The sequence below is a fragment of the Chloroflexota bacterium genome (assembly GCA_016875875.1).
GTDB lineage: Bacteria > Chloroflexota > Dehalococcoidia > GIF9 > UBA5629 > 9FT-COMBO-48-23.
The window spans coordinates 55096-70223 of record VGOP01000005.1 but is presented as its reverse complement, the minus strand read 5'-3'; the positions used below and the strand labels follow the sequence as shown (position 1 = coordinate 70223).

General features: G+C 49.8%; 16 protein-coding genes. 8 read left to right on the top strand and 8 right to left on the bottom strand.

The genetic code is table 11. The annotated features are described in order from the left end of the window. Positions 1-53 precede the first annotated feature (53 nt). The 4 genes from thiL to FJ023_05105 all read left to right on the top strand — a co-directional run bounded on the left by thiL (position 54) and on the right by FJ023_05105 (position 2765). On the top strand, positions 54-1064 hold the full coding sequence (gene thiL, locus FJ023_05120) for a thiamine-phosphate kinase (protein ID MBM4446718.1): 1011 nt from the start codon (positions 54-56) through the stop codon (positions 1062-1064). After that, positions 1061-1552 (top strand): tRNA (adenosine(37)-N6)-threonylcarbamoyltransferase complex ATPase subunit type 1 TsaE, encoded by a 492-nt coding sequence (gene tsaE, locus FJ023_05115; protein ID MBM4446717.1) that lies wholly within the window; start codon positions 1061-1063, stop codon positions 1550-1552. Before thiL ends, tsaE begins: the two co-directional genes overlap by 4 nt. Continuing rightward, positions 1543-2220 carry a tRNA (adenosine(37)-N6)-threonylcarbamoyltransferase complex dimerization subunit type 1 TsaB gene (gene tsaB / locus FJ023_05110; GenBank protein ID MBM4446716.1) on the top strand — a complete coding sequence of 226 codons (678 nt, stop codon included), beginning with the start codon at positions 1543-1545 and terminating at the stop codon, positions 2218-2220. Before tsaE ends, tsaB begins: the two co-directional genes overlap by 10 nt. A 110-nt stretch (positions 2221-2330) precedes the next feature. Continuing rightward, positions 2331-2765, top strand: coding sequence for a nucleoside-diphosphate kinase (locus FJ023_05105; protein ID MBM4446715.1), 435 nt, complete (start codon positions 2331-2333; stop codon positions 2763-2765). Positions 2766-2952: 187 nt separating this feature from the next. On the opposite strand, the gene rsfS is transcribed toward FJ023_05105, so the two are convergent. Then, positions 2953-3297, bottom strand: coding sequence for a ribosome silencing factor (gene rsfS, locus FJ023_05100; GenBank protein MBM4446714.1), 345 nt, complete (start codon positions 3295-3297; stop codon positions 2953-2955). A 319-nt stretch (positions 3298-3616) separates the two neighbouring features. Here rsfS and FJ023_05095 point away from each other — a divergent pair, with 319 nt between their 5' ends. Then, positions 3617-4459, top strand: a complete 843-nt coding sequence (locus FJ023_05095; GenBank protein MBM4446713.1) for a TIM barrel protein — start codon at positions 3617-3619, stop codon at positions 4457-4459. A gap of 259 nt (positions 4460-4718) precedes the next feature. Continuing rightward, on the top strand, positions 4719-6563 hold the full coding sequence (locus FJ023_05090; protein ID MBM4446712.1) for an ATP-dependent metallopeptidase FtsH/Yme1/Tma family protein: 1845 nt from the start codon (positions 4719-4721) through the stop codon (positions 6561-6563). 118 nt (positions 6564-6681) lie between these two features. Here the strand turns inward: FJ023_05090 and FJ023_05085 are convergent, their stop codons facing one another. The 4 genes from FJ023_05085 to rsmI are packed head-to-tail and all read right to left on the bottom strand — an operon-like array spanning position 6682 to position 10389. Next, positions 6682-7695, bottom strand: a complete 1014-nt coding sequence (locus tag FJ023_05085) for a polyprenyl synthetase family protein (protein ID MBM4446711.1) — start codon at positions 7693-7695, stop codon at positions 6682-6684. Continuing rightward, the gene (locus FJ023_05080; GenBank protein MBM4446710.1) at positions 7631-9313 is read right to left on the bottom strand and encodes a methionine--tRNA ligase; all 1683 of its coding nucleotides are present in this window, start codon (positions 9311-9313) and stop codon (positions 7631-7633) included. The genes FJ023_05085 and FJ023_05080 overlap by 65 nt, the downstream gene beginning before the upstream one ends. A 36-nt stretch (positions 9314-9349) precedes the next feature. Continuing rightward, on the bottom strand, positions 9350-9565 hold the full coding sequence (locus FJ023_05075; GenBank protein ID MBM4446709.1) for a hypothetical protein: 216 nt from the start codon (positions 9563-9565) through the stop codon (positions 9350-9352). A gap of 2 nt (positions 9566-9567) precedes the next feature. Next, the gene (gene rsmI, locus FJ023_05070) at positions 9568-10389 is read right to left on the bottom strand and encodes a 16S rRNA (cytidine(1402)-2'-O)-methyltransferase (GenBank protein ID MBM4446708.1); all 822 of its coding nucleotides are present in this window, start codon (positions 10387-10389) and stop codon (positions 9568-9570) included. A gap of 253 nt (positions 10390-10642) precedes the next feature. On the opposite strand from rsmI, the gene FJ023_05065 reads away from it, so the two are divergent. Beyond that, a complete protein-coding gene (locus FJ023_05065; GenBank protein ID MBM4446707.1) occupies positions 10643-11794 on the top strand; it encodes a GuaB3 family IMP dehydrogenase-related protein in 1152 nt (383 codons plus the stop codon). A 6-nt stretch (positions 11795-11800) separates the two neighbouring features. On the opposite strand, the gene FJ023_05060 is transcribed toward FJ023_05065, so the two are convergent. Beyond that, positions 11801-12415, bottom strand: coding sequence for a lysine transporter LysE (locus FJ023_05060; protein MBM4446706.1), 615 nt, complete (start codon positions 12413-12415; stop codon positions 11801-11803). A gap of 11 nt (positions 12416-12426) precedes the next feature. Then, positions 12427-13191 (bottom strand): hypothetical protein, encoded by a 765-nt coding sequence (locus FJ023_05055; protein MBM4446705.1) that lies wholly within the window; start codon positions 13189-13191, stop codon positions 12427-12429. 172 nt (positions 13192-13363) lie between these two features. Here FJ023_05055 and FJ023_05050 point away from each other — a divergent pair, with 172 nt between their 5' ends. Further along, complete coding sequence (locus tag FJ023_05050) at positions 13364-14191, top strand: ABC transporter ATP-binding protein (GenBank protein ID MBM4446704.1); 828 nt, start codon at positions 13364-13366, stop codon at positions 14189-14191. A gap of 84 nt (positions 14192-14275) precedes the next feature. Here the strand turns inward: FJ023_05050 and FJ023_05045 are convergent, their stop codons facing one another. Further along, positions 14276-15067: an ABC transporter ATP-binding protein gene (locus tag FJ023_05045; GenBank protein ID MBM4446703.1), complete on the bottom strand. Its 792-nt coding sequence runs from the start codon at positions 15065-15067 to the stop codon at positions 14276-14278. Between the last annotated feature and the right edge of the window lie 61 nt (positions 15068-15128).

The window sequence follows — 15128 nt, the reverse complement described above, 5'->3', positions numbered from 1 at the left end:
AAAAACGATTAAAGTTTAGGCCAAAATATAGGCTGTGTGCTATAATCGCGGCAATGAAGGTCTCCGAGCTAGGCGAATTTGGCTTAATTGAGCTTTTAGCCGATATCGTTAATAGAACCAAAAATCCAAAGGATATCTCTTGGCAAGGGGTACTCATCGGCATCGGTGACGATGCCGCCGCCTGGCAAGGAGACAAGACCATCCAACTAGCCACTACAGATAGCCTAGTTCAAGATACCCATTTCGACTTGAATATCACCAACTGGGAAGAGCTGGGCTGGAAAGCCATTGCCGTAAATCTGAGCGATATCGCCGCTATGGGTGGCATTCCTAAATATGCCCTGATTTCTCTGGCTCTGCCCGGCGAGATCGAAACAAGCTGCATTTCTAGTCTGTACCACGGCATGGCTCAAATAGCAAACCAGTTCGGAGTTGCCATAGTCGGCGGTAACATCGCTTCCGCCAAAGAAGTAGTGATTAACGTCACCGTTCTAGGTAGTCTGGAATCTACTTCCGCGCTCACCCGCTCAGCGGCTGTAGCAGATGACCAAGTAGCTGTTACCGGATACGTGGGATTATCAGCTGCTGGCCTCAAGATGCTCAAACAAGAGCTCAGTTTCGATGCCGAAACCAGCCGACTTCTCAGACAAGCTCATCTCCAGCCAATGCCGAGAGTAAACGAGGGGCAGATTCTGCTACGCCACGGGGTCCGGGCCGCCATAGACATAAGCGATGGCCTGATCGCTGACCTGACCCATATATGCCAGGCGAGCAAAATCAGCGCCCAGATAAACGAAAACGCGGTGCCAATCCATCCCGCAGTTCAAGAAAACTTCAAATCAGATTGCCAGCAATTAGCCCTGAGTGGCGGCGAGGACTATGAACTGCTGTTCACTGCCGGCAGACAGATTATCAAACAAATACAACAGTCCATATCTTGTCCGGTGACAGTAATAGGTGAAATAACTCAAGGCAAAAAGGGGCAGGTGACTATTATTGATGCCAACGGTAGAAGCATCCCCTGGCAACAAACTGGCTGGGAGCATTTCAAATCTCAAACATGAACGCCAAAACGACAGACATAAAACTCATTTCCCGCAGCCCAGAGCAAACTCAGCGCCTGGGAATTCGTCTCGGTGAAATAGCTCAGGCGGGAGATGTATTTCTCCTCATTGGCAATCTGGGAAGCGGCAAGACCTGTCTGACGCAGGGCATTGCCTGGGGGCTGGACGTCAAAGAATATGCCTTCAGCCCCTCCTTTGTCATTGTCAGAGAATATCATGGCAGACTACCCCTATACCACATAGACTTCTACCGACTCGACCACATTGAGGAGATCACAGATTTGGGGCTGGACGAATATCTTTATGGCAAAGGCGTTTGCGTAATCGAATGGGCAGAGAAAGGCATAGCAGTGCTGCCACAAGAAAACCTGTCTATTGGGCTGAGCTACATTTCGGACACGGAGCGCTCCATTAGTCTGGAGCCCAGAGGTCATCGTCATAGCCAATTACTAAAATCTCTTAATCTGGACTTGGAAACATGGAGTTAACCATAGATACTTCAACCGATTGCTGCAGCATCGGCTTATCCCGCCAGGGCGAGACGCTAGCCGAGCTGACCTGGCATTCGGGGCAAAGCCACACTGTAGAACTGGTCCCGAACATAGTCCGTCTGCTCGCTCAAAACAAAACCAGCCCTCAATATCTTACTGCCATCTTCGCAGCTAAAGGTCCGGGGAGCTTCAACGGCCTTAGGGTCGGCATCAGCACAGCCAAAGGCTTAGCCCTAGCCTTAAATATCCCACTGGTTGGGATAAGCACCTTAGAAGTCGAGGCTTATCCCTTTGCCTTTACCAAACTCCCTCTATGCCCAATTCACAACGCCGGCCGTGGCGAAATTGCCACTGCTCTTTACCGGCAAAATGATAACTGGCGCTGCATAGTTCCAGTACACATCACTACTGCCGACGCTTTATGCCAACAAATCAAGCGAAAAACACTATTCTGCGGCGAAATCCCACCATCTGTCATCGAGCAACTACAGCAAAAGCTAAGCAGACACGCCATAATACCTGACCATGCAGCCAGACTACGTCACGCCAGTTATCTGGCAGTATTAGGCTGGCAACGTCTGAACAGAGGTGAACACGACGATCCGGCAAGTCTGCAGCCTCTGTATCTGCGCCAACCACCAATTACCCAGCGCAAAGTGAAATAAAAAAGTGTGTGTTTACCTGTCATTGCGAGCCGAAGGCGTGGCAATCTCAGAGATTGCTTCGTCGCGCTGCTCCTCGCAATAACATTAAGAATTTTTAGGAGGGGTCTGAAATGGAACGAAGCTTAGTGCTAATCAAACCTGATGCCATGCAACGAGGACTGGCTGGAGTCATCATTTCCCGCCTTGAGAGACGAGGGCTAAAGATTGTGGCTATGAAGATGCTGCAAATGGACAAGGCCTTAGCCCAGCGGCATTATGCCGTCCACCAAGGTAAAGCCTTCTTCAACGACCTGATTGACTTTATCACCTCCAGTCCCATCATCGCCGCCGTTTTCGAAGGGGAAAGAGCCATAGAAGCCGTGCGGCAGACTATGGGTGCCACCGACCCGGTCAAAGCCTCTTCCGGCAGCATTCGGGGAGACTTCGGACTGGACATTCAGCAGAACCTCGTCCACGGCTCCGACTCAGCAGAAAACGCCGAAAAGGAGACCAGCCTTTTCTTCTCACCAGCTGAGATTTTGGGTTGGCCAACTGCCAAATCCTAAGCTCCAAACTCCAAATCCCAAACAAATCCAAATATCCAAAAATTAATAAACTAAAACGGTTTTGAATTTAGTTATTCGAATTTTGGTATTGTTTGTGGTTTAGATATTCGGATTTAGGATTTGGTGTATGGGAGGGGTAGTTATACTGCTATATAGACACATTGCTCTTGTAGGATTGATGGGCGGATTACTGTATCCTGACCACAGGTGTGGCTTCGTGCCACAAATCGTCCAACCGATAATAATCCCGCTGTGATGGGGAGAAAATGTGGACTATTACTTCTCCTAGATCGAGGAGAATCCATCCCGAATCAGCAGCCCCCTCAATGTGAAAAGGGGCGACACCATCACGCTTCATCTTTTCACGAATTTCCTGCCAGATAGCTTCAATCTGGCGGACGCTATCCCCACTACAAATAACAAAATAGTCAGCGAAGGAGCAAACTTCTCTGGTATCCAGCATGACAATATTGTCAGCCTGTTTATCCGAAGCAGCCTCCACCGCTCGCCGCGCTAATTCTATCGATTGCAGAACTCACGCCTCCTAATCAGTACTGCTATGAAGTAACATAAACAATTATACCACATGCTAAACTATATCTTGAATAGCTCTTCTCCGCAAATCCTCACCAAGAGAGGAGAACTACTGCTATACAAATGCGGCTGCGACACTTTAGGATTGTCTGGAGTTGGGTTGGGGCAGATTTCGCAAGGATAGATCTTCAGATCTGTCCAAACTCGCATAGGTCTGAAGATTTGTTACTACAATGTTTAACCTGTGTCAATCCATGTAGTATTTCAGGCCATTTGCCAGTATAATCTCTGCAGACATTGTTATTGAGTGTAACACAATGGAAAAGTTGTTTTTTGGGCCAGCGGGGGTGCCCCACAGTTCCAGAGTAAAGTCTACAGCAGGTGGCATTGAGCGCATTACCGAGCTAGGACTTGGCTGCATGGAGCTGGAATTCGTCCAAGGTGTCAAGATGAACCGTGATACCGCATTAACAGTGGCTGAAATTGCCAGCAGGAAGAAAGTAGCACTTACTGCTCACGGCCCCTACTTCATAAACCTCAATGCCAGAGAACCCGAGAAGATAAAAGCCAGCCAAGAGAGAGTGCTCCAGACAGCCCGCATTGCTGCCCTCTGTGGCGCCACAAGCATCGTCTTCCACGCCGCCTTCTATCTCAGTGACCCGCCGAGCCAAGTCTATGAACAGGTCAAGAAGCAACTTCAGCAGCTAACCCGTCAATTAAGAGCCGAAGGCAATCGGGTCTGGATAAGACCTGAGGTAACCGGCAAGGCCAGCCAGTTTGGCACCCTGGAGGAGACGATTGATCTGAGCGCCGAGGTGGAAGGCGTAGCTCCATGCATAGATTTCGCCCACTGGCATGCCCGCACCGGCAAGTTCAATTCCTACGATGAATTCGCCTTCGCCCTAAAGCAAGTGGAGGCTAAGCTGGGCAGACAGGCGTTGGATAATATGCACATTCATGTCTCGGGCATAGCCTATGGCAAAAGTGGAGAAACCAAACACCTGGAACTAAAAGAGTCAGATTTCAACTACGTCGAGTTTATCCACGCGCTAAGCGACTATAACGTAAAAGGGCTGGTCATCAATGAAAGTCCCAATCTTGAGGAAGACGCCTTGCTTTTGCAGCAGACCTACAGAGACGCTCAGCGAGGGAAACTCTGAACTCAAAATTGAAAGGTTGAACATCAAAATGACAAATAAAAATGCACAAATTCGTTTTTTCTTTTAGAAGGGAGCAGACCTGAAGGTCTATCCCTACCTTTAACTTTTGACTTCTCATTTTGCATTTTCACATTTGATTTCTAATTTGCCTGAGATTGCCATAGCACTACATGCCTCACAATGACAGGCAATTATTCTCGAAGCCTCCTGTTTTTTCTATATTCATTGGCATTTGATATAATAGGGTGTGGAGCAAAATATGAAACCGAAGTGGTGGCAAGGTGGTTTATTCTACATTCTGATTCTGGTAGCCATCTTAGCCTTGGCTTTCAGCTTTCTGCCGACGTCTAAGAAGCCAAAGGAAGTGGACTTCTACACATTCGTCGAACAGGCCAAGCAGGGGGAAATCGATACTATTCAACAGGACGGGGCTACCCTCATCGGCTTGAAGGGCGATGAAAAGAAAATCGAGGCCTCTTTTGTAGGTAGCACCAAGGAGCTTATGGACAGCCTTAAGGAAGCCGGGATAACGCTCGGCGAGGACGGAGTGAAATTTACTGTCAAAGCTGGCGGCTTCGACTGGGGAGGCGTATTAATCAGCTTCATTCCTCTGCTTCTATTCGGTGCACTGCTCTTCTTCCTTTTCCGTTCAGCCCGAGGTGCCAATACTCAAGCCTTCAATTTCGCCAAGAGCCGGGCTCGGCTGGCATCTGGCAACAAGCCTACCGTCACCTTTGCCGACGTTGCTGGAGTTGATGAGGCTAAGGGGGAACTCCAGGAGATAGTTGAGTTCCTTAAATCGCCTCAAAAATTCCTGGCTTTAGGAGCTCGCATCCCGCGAGGTGTTCTACTGGTGGGGCCACCCGGATGTGGAAAGACTCTAATAGCCAAAGCTGTTGCCGGCGAGGCTGGAGTCCCCTTTTTCTCTATCAGCGGCAGTGAATTTGTAGAGATGTTCGTCGGCGTCGGCGCTTCCCGGGTTAGAGACCTTTTTGAACAGGCCAAGCGCAATGCACCGTGCATCGTCTTCGTTGATGAGATCGATGCCGTAGGCAGGCATCGTGGCGCCGGCTTGGGCGGAGGCCACGACGAACGAGAACAAACCCTAAACCAGATATTGGTGGAAATGGATGGCTTCGATAGCAGCACCAACGTCATTGTCCTCTCGGCGACTAATCGTCCCGATATCCTTGACCCGGCTTTGCTGCGACCTGGCCGCTTCGACCGCCATGTTGTCATTGACCAGCCAGACATAAACGGTCGAAAAGCCATACTCCAGGTTCACGCTAAGGGCAAGCCTCTGGCAAAAGACGCTAACCTAGAAGTGCTAGCCAAGCAGACCCCTGGTTTCAGCGGCGCAGATTTAGCCAATCTTATAAATGAGGGGGCCATTCTGGCAGCTAGACGTGATCGCAAAGATGTCGGCATGAAAGAGCTGGAGGATTCCATCGACCGCGTTATCGCCGGTCCGGAAAAGAAAGGGCGAATTATAAGTCAAAAGGAAAAGGAAATCATTGCCTATCACGAAACCGGCCATGCGCTGGCCGCTAAAATGCTGCCCAATGCTGACCCAGTACATAAAATCTCTGTCGTAGCTCGAGGCATGATAGGAGGCTGGACTCGCTTCCTGCCTACCGAAGACCGCCACCTGTGGACACACTCCCAATTTGAGGATAGACTGGCAGTAAGCCTTGCCGGGCGAGCCGCCGAGGAGATCATCTTCGGTGAAGTAACCACCGGAGCTCAAAATGATTTGGAACAGGCAACTGGCCTTGCCCGAAAGATGGTGACCGAATACGGAATGAGCGACAAGCTAGGACCACGCACCTTCGGCAAACGAGAGGAGCTGGTTTTCCTCGGCCGTGAAATCCACGAGCAGCGCAATTACGGTGACAAGGTGGCCGACGAAATTGATGAAGAGGTCAATACACTTATTCAGCATGCTCACAACACTGCCAAGAAGATTTTGACTGATAACAAAGAAAGGCTGAAGTTAATTGCAGCACGCCTCATGACTACGGAGACCATAGAAGAAGCAGAATTTGAGACCTTGCTCAAAGAGCCTCTGCCTTCACCTCAACTACAAGCCACACCAGCCTCCTGATAGGCAAATCCCAAATACCACAATCCCTAAATCATAAACAAATTCGAAATTTACAAGTCAAAATCCAAAACGGTAATTTTTGCATTTCTATTTGTCTTTTTAACTTGTGGCTTTTAATCTATTTCTGGCGTTCGACAATGTAGGCTGCCAACCCCAGTAGAGACTGACGGGCACTATTATCAGGAAGCTTTTCCAAAGCTAGTCTGGCTCGTGAGCAAAATTCCGAAGCCAATGCCAGGCACTCATCGATAACCGGCGAATTACGAATCCTCTCCACGGCCAGTGCCACGCTTTCCGTATCCCTCTTTTCAACAACGCTCTTTATTAGGTTATCCTCAGGATGAGACTCAGCAAACAATATGGACGGCAAGGTCATTGTCCCTTCACGCAAATCAGAACCTACTGGCTTACCCAGCTCATTTTCTTCACCCACAAAGTCTAGAACATCATCCACAACCTGAAATGCCATCCCAAGATTATGGCCATAGTCCCTCATCGCCTCAATAGCATCTTCAGGCGCCTGACTTAAAATAGCGCCAGACTCAGTTGCCGCTGAAAAAAGGCAGGCTGTCTTGGCGCCAATCCAGGCAAAGTAATATTCACGAGCGCTTGCCAAGTCGAAGGAGACACCGGTCTGCTTTAATTCACCACCGGAAATAGTCATCAGTGTCTGGGAGAACAGCTTTACAACTCTCAAATTCCTCGTGCTCGCCGCTAGACTGCCGGCTTTAGCAAAAAGGTAATCACCGAGGAGCAAGGCCCTGTTCTCACCCCAGGCACGGCTAACCGTCGGCTTACCACGCCGAACCGGTGAATTATCCACAATATCATCATGAACTAGAGTAGCAGTATGGAGAAGTTCTATCGCCATCGCCATCAGAACAATCAGAGCGGCGTCATAGACATAAAACTTACCGGCAAGCAAAGTAAGGGCTGGCCGAATGCGTTTCCCGCCATTCTTCAAAGTATACGCCAGCAACTGTGCCAGCAAGGGAAATTCAGAATCAGCTATCTCTTCTAAGCTTCGCTCGACCTTCTCCAGGTCCTCTTGTACGGGTTTGTAAATATCACTGAGATTCACTTGATCCACCAGACCCCAGGCGACTGGTTCCCTCAGCAACAACGCTGTCATCCAGCTTATGGAACAGTGGCTCCGGCACCGGCAGCTTACGCCCCGGCACCGGCGATTGAGCCTTCCAGCCAGTTGTCTCAATGCTGCCATCGAAGCCGAGAAATTTATGAAGTCTCCCAGAACTAAAAGGCAGAAATGGATAGAGAATGGTCTTCAAAGCTGCAAGCGCCGACAAGGCTACATAAACAGCTGTAGCTGAAGCCTGACTGTCCTGCTTGATGGCTTTCCACGGAGCTTTGTCATCGAGATAGCGGTTAGCCTCTTGAGCTAATGCCATAGCCGCCTTAATCCCCTCCTTGAAGTGGCACCCGTGAAGGAGGTTATCAACATCCTGCAACGCCGCCTGGGACTTAGCCAGAAGCCCTTTATCTTGACCATCAAACTCTCCTGGTGTCGGCACTGCCCCATCGAAATTACGGTAGGCAAAAGTGAGAACGCGATGAGCTAAATTACCGTAAGTGGCTACCAGCTCATCGTTGTTGCGACGCAGAAATTCGCGCCAAGAGAAATCAGTGTCCCCGGTTTCCGGCATGTTTATAGATAAGAGATACCGCAGAGCGTCAGGGTCATAAAGCTGCAAATAATCAGGAAGCCATACTGCCCAGTTACGACTGGTAGACAGCCTTTTCCCCTCGATGGTCAGAAACTCGTTTGCTGGGACATCATAGGGAAGGTTAAGCCCTCCATAGCCCATGAGCATTGCCGGCCAGATAAGCGTATGGAACGGTATGTTGTCCTTGCCGATAAAGTAGTAACTCTTGGCATCACCGCTCCAGAAAGGCTGCCAGGCAGCATTATCACCATGCGATTTTGCCCATTCCTTGCTAGCTGAAAAATAGCCTATGACAGCTTCAAACCAGACATAGATGCGCTTGCCCTCAAAGCCGGGTTGAGGCACTGTAACACCCCAATCTATATCTCGAGTTATCGCCCGGTCTTTGAGCCCCCCCTCCAGAAAGCCTAAGGTAAAATTCAGCACATTTTGCCGCCAGTGAGTCTGCTCCTTCATCCATGATTTCAGCCTGTCCTCAAAGGCGCTGAGGCGAAGAAAGAAATGCTCAGAAACCTCAAAGCGTGGGATGGCAGAACAAAGCCGGCAGCGAAGGTCAAGAAGGTCGCTGGGATTCATAGTCCGGCCACACTCATCACACTGGTCACCTCGTGCCTGTGGGAATCGGCAGTAAGGGCAGGTACCTTCAACATAGCGGTCAGGTAGAAAACGCTGGCATTGCGGACAATAGGCCTGAGGCACAGCATCCTTATAAATATAGTCTTCTTTCAGAAGTTTAAGGAAAATATCATGAGCGGTCTCAGCGTGATTCGGAGTGCCAGTAGTAGTGAACAAATCCCAGGAAATGCCCAACTTCTGCCAGCAATCGAGAAACTCCTTATGATATTTGCTCACTATCTCCCGAGGGGACTTCTTTTCCTGCTCGGCGCGCAGAGTAATTGGCGTCCCGTGCTGGTCACTACCTGAAACCATCAAAACCTTATCACCCTTGAGCCGATGATACCGAGCGAAGATATCCGCCGGCAGGTAAGCCCCAGCGATATGCCCCAGATGAAGCGAACCATTGGCATAAGGCCAGGCAACCCCAATAAAAACAGTCTCAGTCATTATTACGCCTCATGATTAAAATTCTAATCCTGGATTCTACTCTGAATCCACTTTTGTTGGGAAAAAGGTCAGCACCTGTTCGCCCTTTTCCTTTACGTGAGCGGCGTAGCCTTTGGCTAAACAACATTCTACGCATAAACGCGACTTCTCACCTTCTTTCTCCTCCGTGACCAAATACCGCTGTCCCTGCTCGATAAGGCTCTGACAACTATCACATTTGATTTCGCCTGCAGCAACACATCCACGATTCATTTTCAATCTCCTTTAGTCGCCTTTAACCACGCTTGATAAAGTTTCTTTTTCGATACACCGCTGGCCTCAGACAGCCGGGCTACTGCCTCCTTAGCACCAGCTCCCTGCTCATAAAGCTTACGGAGTTCCTTTTCAACTTGCTGGCTGATCTCAGGTTCCTGTCTTGCTTTACCCTCGATGACCACTGTAAACTCACCCCTGGGCTGGCCAAAATGCTCTATCGCCTGGCTCAATATACCCCTGAACACTTCCTCATAAACCTTAGTAAGCTCACGGCAGACAGCCACTTTCCTATTCCCAAAGACCCCCAGAGCATCGCTCAATGTCTCCAAAAGACGATGCGGCGCTTCAAAAGCAACCAAAGTCCACGGTTCATCGGCCAAGGACTTGAAAAGGCGCCGCCTGGCTCCCTTGCGACGGGGCAAAAAGCCGAGGTATAGAAACTGATTAGCCGGCAGCCCGGAAACCACCAGAGCCGTAATTACCGCCGAGGCACCAGGAACAGGCACCACAGGAATCCCGTGCTCAATAGCTGTGGCAATAAGCTCATAGCCAGGATCGCTCAATCCCGGCATTCCCGCTTCGGAGACCAAAGCCACATCCTTTTCCTTAAGGCAGTCCAAGAGATAACCAAGCTTAGCACGCTTATTATGCTCGTGATAGCTGGTCAGCGGCGTCTTTATATCATATGCGTTAAGCAGCTTGCGTGCGGTACGCGTATCTTCAGCAGCAATCAAATTTACCTGTTTCAACAAACGTAAAGCCCGCAGAGAGACATCTTCTAAATTGCCAATCGGTGTAGCAACAATATAGAGCGCCGTCACAATTTGACCTTAATTATAGCCCACCTTTGGGAATGGGTCTAGCCCTTTAGCACCCAATCAAACTCAGAGTGCCTGGTAATCCCATCCCTATCACGCGAGCCGCAAGCCCCTACATCTTAAACTTGAAGCCTCATCCGAGTCTCGGTGCCGACTTTTTTATCCAATTTTTCAAAGTTTGGCACAACAGAGCTTTCTCTTGACTTCGGCTCTTCTTCTTTGCTATAGTCTGCAACAATAACCCGGAGACAGGAACATGGCAGCACCGAAATTTAAAGATATGGAACGCGCTTACGGCTTTGAAGAGGTTGCCATTGTCCCCGGGGACATAACCATCAATCCTGACCAGGCAAATACAGATTTCAAAATCGGGAACTTCACCTTCTCCATCCCTATTCTGGCGGCAGCTATGGACGCTGCGGTTGACCCGAACTTTGCCATTCTCATGCATAAGCTTGGCGGACTGGCGGTTCTCAATCTTGACGGTGTCCAGGCAAGATATAAAAAGCCCGAAGAGATTCTGGCTCAAATTGTTCAAGCTCCTGATACTGAGGTAACCTCGCTGCTCCAGAAGGTCTACTCAGAGCCTATCAAAGAGGAGCTTATCGGCGAGCGCATTCAGACAATAAAGCGGGCCGGGGCTACCTGCGCCGTCTCCCTAATTCCAGCCACCACCAAACGACTGTCAATGGTTGCCAAAGAAGCCGGTGCCGATATAGTTGTAGTTCAGTCTACAGTCACCACCGCCCGCCACATCTCTAAAAGCTACCGCGGCCTCATCTTCTCTGAACTATGCCAGACCCTAGGCCTGCCCATCATAGTTGGTAATTGCGTTACCTATAGCGCTGCCCTGGAATTAATGAGAACTGGCATCGATGGCATCCTGGTTGGCGTTGGTCCCGGAGCTGCTTGTACTACCAGAGAGGTCCTCGGCGTCGGCGTTCCACAAGTAACAGCCACAATGAATTGCGCCGCTGCCCGCGAAGCTTACTTCAAGGAAACCGATAAATATGTGGCATTGATCACCGACGGCGGCATACGGACCGGCAGCGACCTGTGCAAGGCCTTCGCCTCAGGAGCTGATGCAGTGATGCTCGGCTCAATCATGGCACAGTCCACAGAAGCTCCAGGTAAGGGCTACCACTGGGGTATGTCTCATCCTCACCCCTCATTACCCAGAGGCACCAGAATTAAGGCGGGCATACGGGCTCCGCTGGAACGCCTCCTCTTCGGTCCCACCTCGGTTACCGACGGCACTGAAAACTTCGTCGGTGCTTTGCGCACGGCTATGGGCACCTGCGGTGCCCTTACCATTAAGGACATGCACAAGGTCAAGATGGTTATCGCCCCGGCCATAAAGACCGAAGGCAAGTATTTCCAGGCAATACAGGGAATGTGCTCCAGCTAGAAACTTCTAAACAAAAACGGAAACACAGAACCAGACGCCAAAGCCGACCAGAACAGCAGAGCAGATACCAAAGACAATACGCTGCACTTTCTGCGTCCAAAGATGCCTTGTCCTGAACACACTCATTGAAACGCACTGTTCCCAAACTAAATCACACGACCAGTGCACCACAGCGAAAATCAGCAAGCCCCAGATGCCAAACTGAGCAGCAGTGACTATCAGGGCTATCCCAATAGTCGCCCACCACAAAAAGAAATACGGGTTAGCCCCAGTCAACATAATCCCGGTAACTAGGGAGCTATATGGTAAATCAGCAGCTTCTCCCAGGTTTTTTCGCATACTCCGCAGCACCATCACACCCATAACAATCAGCATCAGGCCGCCAGCCAGACCGATGACCTTTTTAATCTCCGGAGAGGCAAAGAACTGGGCAAAACCGAAATAGATAAGTGCCATTAGGGGCAGTTCGATAACTGCATGCCCCAGAGCGATAAAGATGCCGGCGTTTTGCTCCCGGTAGCCTTTAGCAATGGTGGCTGCAGTAAGAGGGCCGGGCATCATAACACCGGAAAGGGATATACCAGCGGCTGAAAGTAGAAATAGGCCGAGACTTGCCTCCATTAGCGAGACGCCTAAATCTCCTCTTCCTCTTCTTCTTCCACCCCAGCCTCTAACTCACCACCAAGCCGAGGCAATATTGCAGCAGTCCTGGTTTTCCGCTTAACAGTCTTAGATAGGCGACCTGCTGACCTTTTGAGGTCCGCAAGCGCCTCTGCAGAGAATCCTTCAGGTAGTACCAACCCATTGACCCCGGCTTGGAATAAACCACTAAGCTCGTCTACAGTTACCATTGAACTCAAAGTTACCAGCAACGGTTTGTCCAGCAACTCAGCAAAACGTTGGTAAATTAGCAAACGCTCAACGGTAATCACAGGTTCGTCACCAGTTACAAGTACGGCATCAATCGACAGCGGTAGCCCATTTATCGCCCTGACCAGACCTGGTTCCAGTGAGGGTTCTATCTTAAGAACTTTGCTCACCCCCTCCTTGTTCACCGCTTCAAGCGGTGTCTTCAAACCAAAAACTACAAAATCGCAGCCCATGTCAATAGACTTAGCAATCGCCGCCGTTTCAGTGCTTTCCAGGGCTAACCCCAGGGGAATATAATTCACGGCATTGGCCAGCTGTCCAAAGCTCTTGGCAGTAAGACCCTTAATGCTCACAATCCCGGCATCGATACCAGCGTTGGCGAGAGCTTTAGCTTCCGTGGCGCTCACCTTCGCCAGATTGGCAACGATTAACAGTGGAGGAATTTCCGCTGCATCGGTCTTGCGGAAGCCCATAGTAGGTGTTAAGCCCCGATAGATACGTTGTAGCTTGTCTGTAAACTTGCTCATGTCAATTCACAATCGATGGCATATTGTAGGCAAAATTTGCAGGAAAAGCAAAACAAACTGAAATCCAAAAACTGAACGACAAAACTCGAGTTTAGATGTTTGTATTTGTTTAGGTTTTCCTATGCGGGCGGTTTGAATTATGAGCGGTGTAATGCTACTATGACCAGATTAGATGACGAGCCAGAATAACGTAAAGATGCGTATTGAAAACCTCTGCCTCTCCTTCGGCGGAGTTAGAGCCCTTGTAGATGTAAGCCTGGATGTACGAGACAAGGAGATTTTGGCTATCATCGGGCCTAACGGCGCCGGCAAGACGTGCATACTCAACTGCATAAACGGCTTCTATAAGCCACAAGAAGGGGAAATATACTACGAAGGACGAAAAATAACCCGGCTTCGCCCGGACAAGATAGCCAAAATGGGCATAGCCAGAACTTTCCAGAATATCGAGCTTTATTCCGGCCTGAGCACCTTAGACAATCTAATGGCTGCCAGGCATGTCCTGATGAAGCAAAGCACGCTCAGCAGCGCTCTATATTTCGGCCCGGCCCACAAGGAGGAAATTGAACACCGTAAAGCAGTGGAGGATATCATCGACTTCCTGGAAATAGAACCAATTAGAAAAAAGGTGGTCGGCGCTCTGCCTTACGGAATGCGGAAGCGAGTTGAACTGGGCAGGGCACTGGCGCTGGAGCCAAAAATACTGCTACTCGACGAAACGATGGCAGGCATGAACTTGGAAGAAAAGGAAGACATCGCCCGGTTCATCATAGATATATTCGAGGGACAGGGAGAAACATATCCCGAAACGCCAGCATTAAGAGACGGGGTTAGCTGTATAGTCCTGGTGGAGCATGACATGGGGGTGGTGATGGATATTGCTGACAGGATCGTGGTTCTTGATTTCGGGCGCAAGATTGCCGAGGGCACGCCAGATGAAATCAAAACCAACCCGCAGGTCATATCAGCGTATCTGGGAACGGAACAAGTCAAAAGTTAAAAACCAAAAAGCACCAATACAAATAAAACTGCCGCTTTACATTTTAGCTTGCAAATTTGACTTTTGTATTTTACATTTTAACTTTTAAAGCCATCGCTTGCGCCTTTTGTAATGCTTGACCGAGCGATAACTCTTCTTGGCGCCAACTGCCGATAATCCCATGTAAAACTCCTTCACATCCTCGTTATTCTTCAGGAAATCGGCAGTGCCATCGAGGACAACCCGTCCATTTTCCATCACGTAGCCGTAATGGGCGATATTGAGGGCAATTCTGACATTCTGCTCCACGAGCAGAATAGATGTTTTCTTCTCGGTATTGAATCGCTGTATGATGTCGTAAATCTCTTCAACCAGCATCGGTGCCAGTCCCAATGACGGCTCATCGAGCATCATAAGCTTCGGAGCCGACATCATTGCTCTGCCTATAACCAGCATCTGCTGCTCACCGCCGGAAAGATAGCCGGCGATGTTATGTCGCAGATTCTTGAGCCGGGGGAAGTAATCATAAACCATGCTCAAGTCTTCTCTGATGTCATGGCGGTCGTTGCGGTTATGAGCGCCCACCATCAGGTTCTCCTCCGTAGTCAGATGACCGAAGACACGCCGTCCTTCCAGTGCCTGGACAATGCCCAGCTTGCCTATATCAACAGCGCTCTTTTTGTCAATTCTCTGGCCGTCCCACTCAATGCTGCCGTCAACCACCTCACCCTCCTCGACCTGGAGCAGGCCGGATATCGCCTTGAGCGTGGTGGTCTTGCCGGCACCATTGGCTCCGAGCAAAGCAACAACAGAGCAGTTCTCCACAGCCATGGAGATGCCATGCAATACCCTTATCACGTTCAGATAGGCAACTTCGATGTTGTTCAGTTTAAGCATATTGGATCTATTCTTGGTAGGGTCTCCCCCTGCAAGAGGGAGACCCTACTTAACTCAGCAA